The 13021-nt window shown below is 66.8% G+C and carries 10 protein-coding genes and 1 pseudogene; 8 read left to right on the forward strand and 3 right to left on the reverse strand.

Features of this window, described 5'->3' with window-relative positions; translation table 11 throughout:
• Positions 1-35: 35 nt before the first annotated feature.
• From yidC to rpmH, 3 genes are read right to left on the reverse strand one after another with little or no spacing between them, the layout of a single operon-like run.
• Complete coding sequence (gene yidC, locus ACP93_RS16390) at positions 36-1769, reverse strand: membrane protein insertase YidC (RefSeq protein WP_048491728.1); 1734 nt, start codon at positions 1767-1769, stop codon at positions 36-38.
• Positions 1770-1787: 18 nt separating this feature from the next.
• Entirely contained in the window at positions 1788-2225 is a 438-nt protein-coding gene (gene rnpA, locus ACP93_RS16395; protein ID WP_082143511.1) for a ribonuclease P protein component, read from the reverse strand.
• A gap of 38 nt (positions 2226-2263) precedes the next feature.
• The gene (rpmH, locus tag ACP93_RS16400) at positions 2264-2404 is read right to left on the reverse strand and encodes a 50S ribosomal protein L34 (RefSeq protein ID WP_003469983.1); all 141 of its coding nucleotides are present in this window, start codon (positions 2402-2404) and stop codon (positions 2264-2266) included.
• A gap of 261 nt (positions 2405-2665) precedes the next feature.
• On the opposite strand from rpmH, the gene dnaA reads away from it, so the two are divergent.
• From dnaA to ACP93_RS16440, 8 genes and pseudogenes are all read left to right on the forward strand, one after another.
• A complete protein-coding gene (gene dnaA / locus ACP93_RS16405; RefSeq protein WP_048491730.1) occupies positions 2666-4006 on the forward strand; it encodes a chromosomal replication initiator protein DnaA in 1341 nt (446 codons plus the stop codon).
• A 274-nt stretch (positions 4007-4280) separates the two neighbouring features.
• The gene (dnaN, locus tag ACP93_RS16410) at positions 4281-5381 is read left to right on the forward strand and encodes a DNA polymerase III subunit beta (protein ID WP_048491731.1); all 1101 of its coding nucleotides are present in this window, start codon (positions 4281-4283) and stop codon (positions 5379-5381) included.
• 480 nt (positions 5382-5861) lie between these two features.
• A complete protein-coding gene (gene recF / locus ACP93_RS16415) occupies positions 5862-6962 on the forward strand; it encodes a DNA replication/repair protein RecF (RefSeq protein WP_048491732.1) in 1101 nt (366 codons plus the stop codon).
• A gap of 113 nt (positions 6963-7075) precedes the next feature.
• A complete protein-coding gene (gyrB, locus tag ACP93_RS16420; protein ID WP_048491733.1) occupies positions 7076-9538 on the forward strand; it encodes a DNA topoisomerase (ATP-hydrolyzing) subunit B in 2463 nt (820 codons plus the stop codon).
• A gap of 79 nt (positions 9539-9617) precedes the next feature.
• Positions 9618-10463, forward strand: a complete 846-nt coding sequence (locus ACP93_RS16425) for a CPBP family intramembrane glutamic endopeptidase (RefSeq protein ID WP_048491734.1) — start codon at positions 9618-9620, stop codon at positions 10461-10463.
• 68 nt (positions 10464-10531) lie between these two features.
• Entirely contained in the window at positions 10532-11338 is an 807-nt protein-coding gene (locus ACP93_RS16430; protein WP_048491735.1) for a M48 family metallopeptidase, read from the forward strand.
• A 147-nt stretch (positions 11339-11485) separates the two neighbouring features.
• A complete protein-coding gene (locus ACP93_RS16435; protein ID WP_048491736.1) occupies positions 11486-12679 on the forward strand; it encodes a tetratricopeptide repeat protein in 1194 nt (397 codons plus the stop codon).
• 152 nt (positions 12680-12831) lie between these two features.
• Positions 12832-13021 (forward strand): annotated as a pseudogene (locus ACP93_RS16440) (energy transducer TonB); the annotation flags it as partial.

Below are 13021 nucleotides of genomic sequence, written 5' to 3' on the forward strand. Positions count from 1 at the left end.
GCGCAACGCCCGCCGGAGGGCGGGCGTTGTCGGATTTACTTCTTGGCCTTGGCCGGCGGTTTGCCGCTGCCGCCACCACCGCCGGCGGTGGCCGGTTCGCCGTGGCGCTTGGTCATCCACCACTGCTGCAGCAGGCCCAGCGAACCGTTGGTGACCCAGTACAGCACCAGACCGGACGGCACAAAGGCCATCATCACGCCGAACACCAGCGGCATGAACTGCATCATCTTGGCCTGCACCGGATCCATGCCCGGCGACGGCGTCAGCTTCTGCGTCAGCCACATCACCGCCACGTTGATCACCGGCAGGATGAAGTAGGGATCGCGCGCGGTCAGGTCCTGGATCCAGGCGAACCACGGCGCCTGGCGCAGTTCCACCGACTCCACCAGCACCCAGTACAGCGCGAAGAAGATCGGCATCTGGATCAGCACCGGCAGGCAACCGCCCATCGGGTTGATCTTCTCCTTCTTGTACAGCTCCATCATCGCCGTCTGGAACTTCTGCTTGTCGTCGCCGTAGCGCTCCTTGAGCTGCTGGATGCGCGGCTGGAACTTGCGCATCTTGGCCATGCTCTTGTACTGCGCGGCCGACAGCGGATACAGGATCAGCTTCAGCAGCACCACCAGGCCGACGATCGACCAGCCCCAGTTGCCGAGCAGGCTGTGCAGATGGCTGAGGATCCAGAACAGGCCCTGGCCGAGCAGCGCCATCACCGAGAAGCGGCTGTAGTCGACCACGCGGTCGAGGCCGCGCACGTTCTCCTTGGCGATCTGGCTGACCAGCTTCGGCCCGACCCACAGCCGCGCCTCGGTGCTGGCGCTGGCGCCCGGCGCCACGGTGAAGCCCGGGCCGCGCGCTTCGATCACATGCCGCGGGCCGTCATTGGACAGCACGTACAACGCCTGCTGGTCGGCCTGCGGAATCCAGCCAGTGAAGAAGTGGTGCTGCAGCAGCGCGATCCAGCCACCGGAGATGGTCTGGTTGAGCGGGCCGTCGTCCAGATAGTCCTTGAACGCACGACGCTGGTAGCCGTCGGCCGGACTGAACCAGGTGGCGCCATTGAAGCTGAAGGAATCCGGGTTGGTCATACCGCGGCTGACGATGGTCGGCACCCGGCTCAGCTTGCGGAACACGTAGCCCTGCCACGGCTTGCTGCCGTGGTTGACGACTTCGTCGTGCACCTGCACGGCGTAGTGGCCGCGCTGCAAGGTGTAGACGCGCCGGATCGTCACGCCGTCCGGGCCGTTCCACACGAACGGCACCTGCAGGCTGTCCTGGCCCTTGGCCAGCACGTAGTCCTTGCCCGGCTCCTCGGGGCGGAAGCCACCCGGACCCGGTGACGGCGAATTGTGCTCGCCGACCCAGCCGCTGGTGGCGGTGTACGGATGCGCCGCGTCCTCGGTCAGCAGCTGCACCGGCGGGCTGCCGGGCTGCTTGGTCTGCGGGAATAGCAGCAGGTCGGCGTCGAACACGCTGCGGCCGTCCAGGGTCAGGCGCAGCACGTCGGTGGTAACGGTGACCCGCGGCGCGGCGCTGGCCGCGGCCGTCTCGGGCGTGGTGCTGGCCGGCGTGGTACCGGGCACCGTGGCCTGGGGCACGGCCGGCACATGCGTGGCGCCGGCGTCGGCGTCCTGCGCCGGCGGCACCGTGGTCGCCGCCGCGACCGTCGCCGCGTTGGCGTTCGGCGCGTGTTCCTTGTTCCACTCCATCCACAACAGCGCCGCGACCATCAGCCAGGCGAAAATCAGGAAAAGGCGGGTCTGGTTCATCGGACAGGCAAGCTCGGCTCAGCCAGAAGCGGGTTCTGACGTGGAAGTGGGGGAAGAAGGACGATCGGGCGGCGGCATTGTGCCGTCCGCGGCCGAGGCCAGCAATGCGCCGGCGCGACGCAGCAGGCGCAGATAGGCCTGACGCAGTTGTTCGCCAGTGGCCTGGGCGGCGGCGCTGCGCGCCACCACCACGTAATCGCCGGGCGCCAGCCACGGCAGCAGCTGCCGCGTGGCGTCACGCAGCACCCGCTTGATGCGATTGCGCACGACCGCGCGCTTGTCGACCTTGCGCGACACGGCCAGGCCGAGCCGCGCCGGATGCGCCGCGCTGTGCCAGTGCAGGCTCATCAGCGGCTCGGAACAGCGGCGCGCGGCGTCGAACACGACGCGGTATTCCGCAGACGTGCGAACCCGCGCAGAGCGAGGAAATCGCCTACGCGGGTCGGGAAGATTCACGGTCCGGATTGCAGGCGCCGCCTGGGGCGGCGAAGCAATCAAGCGCTCAGGCGCTTGCGGCCCTTGGCGCGGCGACGGGCCAGGATCTTGCGGCCGTCGGCGGTGGCCATACGGGCACGGAAACCGTGGTCGCGCTTGCGCTTGAGGTTGCTGGGCTGGAAGGTGCGCTTGGTGGCCATCGGGGCGCTCTGATCTGAATGGGGCGGAAAGAACCGGAAATTCTATAGGACCTCTCACACCGCGGTCAACTCCCTGTAGCGACGCGAACGCGGGATGGCAGCGCCACGCCTGTGGATGGATCTGTGAATAGCCGTGGGAAAACCATTCCCGACCCTGCGCGCCGGTGGTAGTCTGATCCATCCGCTTTCCTCTCCCACCGGCCGAATGCGCCGCGCCCGAGCGCGCCCTTCATGCCCGGTCTATCGACGAATTTAGATCTGATGGATGCTTGGCCCCGTTGCCTGGAACGTCTGGAAGCCGAATTTCCAGCCGAGGACGTTCACACTTGGTTGAAACCGCTGCAAGCCGAACAGCGCCATGACAACAGCATGGTGCTGTACGCCCCGAACGCCTTCATCGTCGAGCAGGTGCGCGAGCACTACCTGCCGCGCATCCGCGAACTGCTGACCTACTTCGTCGGCAGCGGCGAGGTGCTGCTGCAGGTCGGGTCGCGCCCGCGCGCGCCGGAACCGACCGCCGCCCCGCCCAGCGAGACCGCGGCCGCACGCACGCCGGCGCCGCCGTTGCTGGAGCCGTTCGCCGGCAACCTCGATTCGCACTACACCTTCACCAACTTCGTCGAAGGCCGCAGCAACCAGCTCGGCCTGGCCGCGGCGGTGCAGGCCGCGCAGAAGCCCGGCGACCGTGCGCACAACCCGCTGCTGCTGTACGGCGGCACCGGCCTGGGCAAGACCCACCTGATGTTCGCCGCCGGCAACGCCATGCGCGAGCAGAATCCGAACGCGCGGGTGATGTACCTGCGCTCGGAACAGTTCTTCAGCGCGATGATCCGCGCGCTGCAGGACAAGACCATGGACCAGTTCAAGCGCCAGTTCCAGCAGGTGGACGCGCTGCTGATCGACGACATCCAGTTCTTCGCCGGCAAGGACCGCACCCAGGAAGAGTTCTTCCACACCTTCAACGCGCTGTTCGACGGCCGCCAGCAGATCATCCTGACCTGCGACCGCTACCCGCGCGAGGTCGAGGGGCTTGAGCCGCGGCTGAAGTCGCGCCTGGCCTGGGGCCTATCGGTGGCGATCGATCCGCCCGATTTCGAGACCCGCGCGGCGATCGTGCTGGCCAAGGCGCGCGAGCGCGGCGCGGAGATCCCCGACGACGTGGCGTTCCTGATCGCCAAGAAAATGCGCTCGAACGTGCGCGACCTGGAAGGCGCGCTCAACACGCTGGCGGCGCGCGCCAACTTCACCGGCCGCGCGATCACCACCGAGTTCGCCCAGGAAACCCTGCGCGACCTGCTCCGCGCGCAGCAGCAGGCGATCGGCATCCCCAACATCCAGAAGACCGTGGCCGACTACTACGGCCTGCAGATCAAGGACCTGCTGTCCAAGCGGCGTACGCGCTCGCTGGCGCGGCCGCGGCAGGTGGCGATGGCGCTGACCAAGGAACTGACCGAACACAGCCTGCCGGAGATCGGCGATGCGTTCGCCGGGCGCGACCACACCACCGTGCTGCACGCCTGCCGGCAGATCAAGCACCTGATGGAGACCGACGGCAAGCTGCGCGAGGATTGGGACAAGCTGATCCGCAAGCTCAGCGAGTAGTGCGACGGCCGGCGCGGAGGACGCCGGATAAATCGGTGCATGACTTCGCGACAAATCCGGGAGAAACTGTGGATAACGCGCGACGCGGCGGCGACGGCAAAACTATCCACAGGTTTCCCCACCAGTTCCGGGACAGTAGTACACGGGATTGAGGACGGTAAAAATCTATTGTTTTCAGTGGCTTGAGCTACATTTGCACCGAATTTCGCTCTACCATCACCACCAAGCTTTTGATTTATTCCACATCTTTTAAAGCATAGGGGCACGGAACCACATGCGTTTCACACTGCAGCGCGAAGCCTTCCTCAAGCCATTGGCGCAAGTCGTCAATGTGGTCGAACGCCGCCAGACCTTGCCGGTCCTGGCCAACTTCCTGGTGCAGGTGCAGGGCGGCCAGCTGTCGCTGACCGGTACCGATCTGGAAGTGGAAATGGTCTCGCGCATTGCGGTCGACGATGCCCAGGACGGCGAAACCACGATCCCGGCGCGCAAGCTGTTCGAAATCGTGCGAGCCCTGCCCGACGGCAGCAAGGTCACGGTCTCGCAGTCCGGCGACAAGATCACCGTGCAAGCCGGGCGCAGCCGCTTCACCCTGGCCACGTTGCCAGCCAACGACTTCCCGTCGGTCGACGAAGTGGAAGCCACCGAGCGTGTGGTGGTGCCGGAAGCCGCGTTGAAAGAGCTGATCGAGCGCACGGCGTTCGCGATGGCGCAGCAGGACGTGCGCTATTACCTCAACGGCCTGTTGTTCGACCTGCATAACCAGACCCTGCGCTGCGTGGCCACCGATGGTCATCGCCTGGCGCTGTGCGAGACCGAACTGGAGAATGCGGGCGGCGCCAAGCGCCAGATCATCGTGCCGCGCAAGGGCGTGACCGAACTGCAGCGCCTGCTGGAAGGCGGCGAGCGCGAAGTCGAGCTGGAAGTCGGCCGCGCGCACGTGCGGGTCAAGCGCGACGATGTCACGTTCACCTCCAAGCTGATCGACGGCCGCTTCCCCGATTACGAAGCGGTGATCCCGATCGGTGCGGATCGCGAAGTCAAGCTGGATCGCGAAACCCTGCGCGCGGCACTACAGCGTGCGGCGATCCTGTCCAACGAGAAGTACCGCGGCGTGCGCGTAGAAGTCTCGCCGGGCCAGCTGAAGATCAGCGCGCACAACCCGGAACAGGAAGAAGCACAGGAAGAAGTGGAAGCCGACACCAAGGTCAGCGACCTGGCGATCGGCTTCAACGTCAACTACCTGCTCGACGCGCTGTCCGCGCTGCGCGAGGAGTTCGTGGTGATCCAGCTGCGCGATGCCAACTCCTCCGCCCTGGTCCGTGAAGCCAGCAGCGCCCGCTCGCGCCACGTGGTGATGCCGCTACGTCTCTGACGTTCCGCTTCGTGTTCCACGTGGAACACGTGCGAAGAGCGACCCGGCCTTGTGCCGGGTTTTCTTTTTCTGGCTGGGCAGGACGCATCGAATTCGCCTCGTTTGGGCGAATTTCTGCCGGGCAATGACAAGAGGCCGAATCCATCGGCTGCGGGGATGCCATCAACGGAACAACGCCGTAGGTGCAGCGCCACTGAGGCCCGCTGGCAGAGACGCCAGCTATCGCTGATCTCGGTGAACTGGGAGACAGCACGACGCCTGACGTCTCTGCGCACTCTGTTGGGCTCCTGTTGCGCCACGTCTTCTGGCCTTGGCCGTCGCGGCGTCCAGCGGCGGGGTGGCAGCGTGACCGCCATGGCGCAGTACCTCCCTGACGTGGCTTTTCACCAACCTCAGGCTGCCGTTTTGGGTATGCTGCCGCCCTCCCCCCAGCCTCGATCTGCGTGCGCCCGATACGAGCGCCTTCGCCTCTGTCCCTGCATGCACCTCTCCCGCCTCGACTTCCACCATCTGCGCCGGTTCGCGACGCTCGAACTGGCGCCTGCGCCCGGGCTGAACCTGATCACCGGCGACAACGGCGCCGGCAAGACCACCGTCCTCGAAGCGATGCACCTGATGGCCTATGGCCGCAGCTTCCGTGGTCGTGTGCGCGATGGTCTGGTCAGCCAGGGGCAGGAGGCGCTGGATGTCTTCGTCGAATGGCAGGAGCAGGCTGGCGATGCGGGCACGGCGCGGCGTCGACGGGCCGGACTGCGCCACAGTGGCCAGGAATGGCGTGGCCGCCTCGACGGTCAGGACGTCGCCCACCTCGGCACCTTGTGTGCGGCGCTGGCGGTGGTCACCTTCGAACCAGGCAGCCATCTGCTGGTGAGCGGTGGCGGCGAGCCCCGGCGCCGCTTCGTCGACTGGGGCTTGTTCCACGTGGAACCTGACTTTCTATCGCTGTGGCGGCGCTATGCGCGGGCACTCAAGCAGCGCAACGCCCTGCTCAAGAGCGGAGGCAGCGGCGCGGCGCTGGATGCCTGGGATCATGAGCTCGCCGAGTCCGGCGAGCCGCTGACCACGCGTCGCCAGGACTATCTGGACCGGCTGCTGCAGCGTCTGCTCACCCTTGCACCGCAACTGGCGCCGGCACTGGGGATCGTGCATCTGCAGTTCGCGCCCGGCTGGCGCCGGCAGGAGATTTCGCTGGCCGATGCTCTGCTGCTCAACCGCGAGCGCGACCGGCAGCTGGGCTATACCTCGGCGGGACCACACCGGGCCGACTGGAGCCTGAGCTTCGCCGAAATCCCTGGCCGCGACGCCCTCTCCCGCGGCCAGGCCAAGCTCACCGCCCTGGCCTGCCTGTTGGCCCAGGCCGAGGACTATGCCGAGCAACGCGGCGAGTGGCCGGTGATCGCCCTGGACGACCTCGCCTCGGAACTGGACCGCCACCACCAGGCGCGGGTGCTGGAGCGCTTGCGTGCCGGCCCGGCGCAGGTCTTCGTCACCGCGACCGAAACCCCGCAAGCACTGGCAGATGCTGGCCTGCCGATTGCACGGTTCCACGTGGAACATGGTCAGATCCTGGCCGCTCCCTAGGCCGCGATGGGTCCGCTGGCCCGGGCTGCTATAATTTCTGCCAATCCCCTATCCAGCGGCGCGAACCGGCCCCCCGCCTGTCTTCGCCGCCTCGTGGAGCCTACGGCACCCGCATGACCGACGAACAGAACACCCCGCCCAGCAACGGCAACTACGACGCCAACAGCATCACCGCCCTGGAAGGCCTGGAGGCGGTCCGCAAGCGGCCTGGCATGTACATCGGTGACGTCCATGACGGCACCGGCCTGCATCACATGGTGTTCGAAGTCGTCGACAACTCCATCGACGAAGCCCTGGCCGGGCATGCCGACCACGTCGCGGTGACCATCCATGCCGATGGCTCGGTGTCGGTGTCCGACAACGGTCGCGGCATCCCGGTCGGCAAGCATGCGCAGATGAGCGCCAAGCTCGGCCGCGAGGTCTCCGCCGCCGAGGTGGTGATGACCGTGCTGCATGCCGGCGGCAAGTTCGACGACAACAGCTACAAGGTGTCCGGCGGTCTGCATGGCGTGGGCGTCAGCGTGGTCAACGCGCTGTCGGAGAAGCTGCTGCTGGACGTGTTCCAGGGCGGCTTCCATTACCAGCAGGAATTCAGCAACGGTGCGGCGGTGGCCCCGCTGGCGAAGCTGGGCGAGACCACCCAGCGCGGCACCACCGTGCGCTTCTGGCCGTCGGTGGTGGCCTTCCACAACAACGTGGAATACCACTACGACATCCTGGCCCGGCGTCTGCGCGAGCTGTCCTTCCTCAATTCCGGGGTCAAGATCGTGCTCGCCGACGAGCGCGGCGAGGGCCGCCGCGACGACTTCCACTACGAGGGCGGCATCCGCAGCTTCGTCGAGCACCTGGCGCAGCTGAAGACCCCCCTGCACCCGAACGTGATCTCGGTCACCGGCGAGCACAACGGCATCACTGTGGACGTGGCGCTGCAGTGGACCGACTCCTACCAGGAGACGATGTACTGCTTCACCAACAACATCCCGCAGAAGGACGGCGGTACCCACCTGGCCGGCTTCCGTGGCGCGCTGACCCGCGTGCTCAACACCTACATCGAGCAGAACGGCATCGCCAAGCAGGCCAAGATCAACCTGACCGGCGACGACATGCGCGAAGGCATGATCGCGGTGCTGTCGGTGAAGGTGCCGGATCCGAGCTTCTCCAGCCAGACCAAGGAAAAGCTGGTCAGCTCCGACGTGCGCCCGGCGGTGGAAAACGCCTTCGGCGCGCGCCTGGAGGAGTTCCTGCAGGAGAATCCCAACGAGGCCAAGGCCATCGCCGGCAAGATCGTCGATGCCGCCCGCGCCCGCGAGGCTGCGCGCAAGGCGCGTGACCTGACCCGTCGCAAGGGCGCACTGGACATCGCCGGCCTGCCCGGCAAGCTGGCCGACTGCCAGGAAAAGGACCCCGCGCTGTCGGAGCTGTTCATCGTCGAGGGTGACTCGGCAGGCGGTTCGGCCAAGCAGGGCCGCAACCGCAAGAACCAGGCGGTGCTGCCGCTGCGCGGCAAGATCCTCAACGTCGAGCGCGCGCGCTTCGACCGCATGCTGTCCTCCGACCAGGTCGGCACGCTGATCACCGCGCTGGGCACCGGCATCGGCCGCGACGAGTACAACCCGGACAAGCTGCGCTACCACCGCATCATCATCATGACCGACGCCGACGTCGACGGCGCGCACATCCGCACCCTGCTGCTGACTTTCTTCTACCGGCAGATGCCGGAGCTGATCGAGCGCGGCTACGTCTACATCGGCCTGCCGCCGCTGTACCGGCTCAAGCAGGGCAAGCAGGAGCTGTACCTGAAGGACGACAACGCGCTCAACGCCTACTTGGCCAGCAGTGCGGTCGAAGGCGCGGCGCTGGTCCCGGCCAGCAACGAGCCGCCGATCACCGGCGCGGCGCTGGAGAAGCTGCTGCTGCTGTTCGCCAGCGCCAACGAGGCGGTGGCGCGCAATGCGCACCGCTACGACCCGGCGCTGCTGAGCGCGCTGATCGACCTGCCGCCGCTGGACGTGGCCCAGCTCGAGGCCGAGGGCGAGGCGCATCCAAGCCTGGATGCGCTGCAGGCTGTGCTCAACCGCGGCAGCCTGGGTTCGGCGCGCTACAGCCTGCGCTTCCAGGCGTCCAACGCCCAGCGCCCGGCCACCCTGCTGGTGGAGCGCCGGCACATGGGTGAGGAGACCACCTACGTGGTGCCGATGGCGGTGTTCGAGAGCGGCGAATTGCGGCCGCTGCGCGAGATCGCGCGGGAGTTGCATGGGTTGGTGCGCGAGGGCGCGCAGATCGTGCGCGGCAACAAGAGCCAGGCCATCACCAGCTTCGCCCAGGCCTACGCCTGGCTGTTCGAAGAGGCCAAGAAGGGCCGCCAGATCCAGCGCTTCAAGGGCCTGGGCGAAATGAACGCCGAGCAGCTGTGGGAAACCACGGTGAACCCCGACACGCGCCGCCTGCTGCAGGTGCGCATCGAGGACGCGGTCGCCGCCGACCAGATCTTCAGCACCTTGATGGGCGACGTGGTCGAACCGCGCCGCGACTTCATCGAGGAGAACGCGCTGAAGGTCGCCAACCTCGACATCTGACCGCGGCGGTTCCCGCCCCTGGCCTGCGCCGGGGCGGGCGTCCCGCTGTGCCTTCCGCCTGCTTCCGCTCAGGATCGCGATGACCGCACCGCCGTTGCCCGCCACCCCGTTGCCGTTGCCTTCCGCGCCGCCGGCGCGCCCGCGCCGGCCGATCCTCGGTTTCTTCCTCGACGTGCTGCTGGCGGCGGTGGTGCTGCTGGCGGTGAGCGTGCTGTGCGGCCTGGTCTGGGGCGTGCTCCGCGGCTTCCAGCTGGCGATGGAGCTGAAGGCGCAGGGCGTCCCGGCAGAGCGGCTGGCATCCATGGTCGCGCAGCAGGTCGGCCAGCCCGGTGCGCTGGCGCAGCTGTTGATCGCCCTGGTCAGTACCCTGTCCGCGGCGCTGCTGCTGTACTTCCTGCGGCGGCCGGCCAACGCCGCCGAGCGTCGCGCCTCGTGGCAGGCCGCGCGCGTGCCGTCGACCTGGGGCTGGGTGCTGCTGGTCGCGGCCGGGGTGTTCTTCGGCAGCGCGGCCATCTCCGCGCTGGCGGCGCAGTTCGGTATCAAGCCGGTGCCGACCAACCTGCCGCTGATGCAGGAGGCGATGGCGCAGATGCCGCTGTTCCTGGTCGTGTTCGCGGTGGTGATCGCCCCGGCCTACGAGGAACTGCTGTTCCGCCGCGTGCTGTTCGGGCGACTGTGGGACGCGGGCCGGCCGCAGCTGGGCATGCTGCTGAGCGGCGCCGCCTTCGCCTTGGTGCATGAGGTGCCCGGGACCACCGGCAACAGCCTGGCCGCAACGGCGCAGCTGTGGCTGGTCTACGGCGGCATGGGCGCGGCGTTCGCTTGGCTGTACAAGCGCACCGGCACCTTGTGGGCGCCGATCGCCGCGCACGGACTCAACAACGCCCTCGCCGTCGCCGGCCTCTACTGGTTTGGCGCGACCTGAAGGTTTGTTTGACGAAATGTTAAGACGCGGCCCCCCACACTGCGACGCGTGTTAGGAGGGGGGACCGTATGAAGCAAGTGGTACTTGGCGCGTCGCTGGCGCTCCTGCTGGCAGCGTGCGCGACGACGACATCGCCAACCGGGCGTACCCAGGTCGTGGGCGGCATCTCGCAACAACAACTCGACCAGATGGGCGCGCAGGCGTTCGCCGAAGCCAAGGCCAAGGAACAGCTGGACACCGATCCCAAGCGCAACGCCTATGTGCGCTGCGTGGTCAACACGCTGGTCGCACAGTTGCCCGCGCAATGGCGCGGCACCGGCTGGGAGACCGCACTGTTCAACGACAAGGAACCCAACGCCTTCGCCCTGCCCGGCGGCAAGGTCGGAGTCAACAGCGGCATCTTCAGCGTGGCCAAGAACCAGGACCAGCTCGCCGCCGTGCTCGGTCACGAGATCGGCCACGTCATCTCGCGTCACCACGAGGAACGCATCACCCGCCAGCTCGGCGCGCAGGCGGGACTGAGCGTGATCGGGGCGCTGGCCGGCGCGCGCTACGGCCAGGGCGCGGCCGATACCGTCGGCCAGGTCGGCGGCATGACTGCACAGACGCTGTTCCTGCTCCCCGGCTCGCGCCAGCAGGAAACCGAGGCGGACATCGTCGGCCAGCGCCTGATGGCGCAGGCCGGGTTCGACCCGGCACAAGCGGTGGATCTGTGGAAGAACATGATGGCCGCCGGCGGCGATCGTCCGCCGCAATGGCTCTCCACCCACCCCGATCCAAGCGCCCGCATCGGCGAGCTGCAGCGCGACGTCGCCGCGCTCGAGCCGGTGTATGCGCAGGCGCGCAGTGCCGGTAGGACGCCCAAGTGCGGCTGAGTCGGCTGTCCTCCCCGCGCGTGTCACAGAAAACGCATCCAAAAACGTTTTCACGGCGTACAGGTTTCTGATAGGTTTGCTGGCTCGGCCGAGGAATGGCCGCTCCGTCTTCCGTGCCGCTCCGGGCGGTTTCCACCGAGGTGACCCATGAAATTCCGCATCCGCAAGCAAGCGTTGTTGTCCCTGGTGATCGCCGCCGCCCTCGGTGGCGCGGTGGTGACCGATGCCGCGGCGCAGAGCGATCGCACCGACCACCGCTCCTCGCGCAATGCGAAGAACGAAAAGGCCGCAGTGCTGTTCCCCAATGCCGAGCGCAAGGAACCGACTGGCAAGCCGTCGTCCAAGCTCGGCAGCAAGCTGCAGAAGCTGATCGATACCTACAACAAGGGCGAGGACTACGCGTCGGTGCGCGCCCAGGCCGATGAGATCCTGGCCAACAGCGGCGCCAACGAGTACGACAAGTCGGTCGCTGCGCAGTTGGCCGCGCAGGCCGCCTACAACCTCGACGACAGCAAGGCCGCCCAGGCCTACCTGAAGCAGGCGATCCAGTTCAACGGCCTGGACAACAACGGCCACTACCAGTCGATGCTGATGCTGGCGCAGCTGCAGCTGCAGGACGAGCAGACCGCCGAAGGCCTGGCCACGCTGGACAAGTTCCTCGCCGAAACCAAGTCGACCCGCCCGGAAGACCTGATCCTCAAGGGCCAGGCCCTGTACCAGGCGCAGCGCTACCAGGAAGCGATTCCGGCGCTGAAGCAGGCGATCGCCGCCTCGCCGGAGCCGAAGGACAGCTGGAACCAGCTGCTGATGGCGTCCTACGCCGAAGCCGGCCAGACCGGCGAGGCGGTCAAGGCCGCCGAGGCGCTGGCCGCCAAGTCGCCCAACGACAAGAAGGCCCAGCTCAATCTGGCCAGCATGTACATGCAGGCCGACCAGATGGACAAGGCCGCGGCGGTGATGGACAAGCTGCGTGCCGCCGGTCAGCTGACCGACGAGAAGGAATACAAGCAGCTGTACTCGATCTACGCCAACACCGATGGCCACGAGAAGGACGTCATCGCGGTCATCAACGAAGGCATGCAGAAGGGCATCCTGAAGCCGGACTACCAGACCTACCTGGCCCTGGCGCAGTCGTACTACTACACCGACCAGCTGCCGCAGGCGATCGAGAACTGGCAGAAGGCCGCGCCGCTGTCCAAGGACGGCGAAACCTATCTGAACCTGGCCAAGGTGCTGCATTCGGAAGGCCGCGTTGCCGAAGCCAAGCAGGCCGCGCAGCAGGCACTGGCCAAGGGCGTCAAAAAGCCGGAAGACGCCAAGAAGATCATCAACCTGAAGTAGCACGCAAAAAAAGCCCCCGACGACCAGTGCTGAAAGTAGTGCAGGTAACAGGGATTGGTATAAGCTTGGAGGTTCCTGCGGTGTCATCCCCGCGTGAACTTGGATTCCGCTCCACGGCGGAATCCGCCCCCCTTTAATCGAGTCATTGGCGCATGACGGAACAACTGGTCATCCATCGGCATTACGACAAAGATGACGCCTCCGGCCTCAGCTGGCCGCGCATCATCGGTATTGCCTTCGTAATCGCGCTGCACCTTGCAGCGCTGATGTTGCTGCTGATTCCGGCTGTTGCGCCCAAGGCGATGGCGGAGAAGGAACGCAACATCATGGTCACCCTGGTGG

It is taken from the genome of Xanthomonas sp. NCPPB 1128 (assembly GCF_001043115.1).
Classification (GTDB): Bacteria; Pseudomonadota; Gammaproteobacteria; order Xanthomonadales; family Xanthomonadaceae; genus Xanthomonas_A.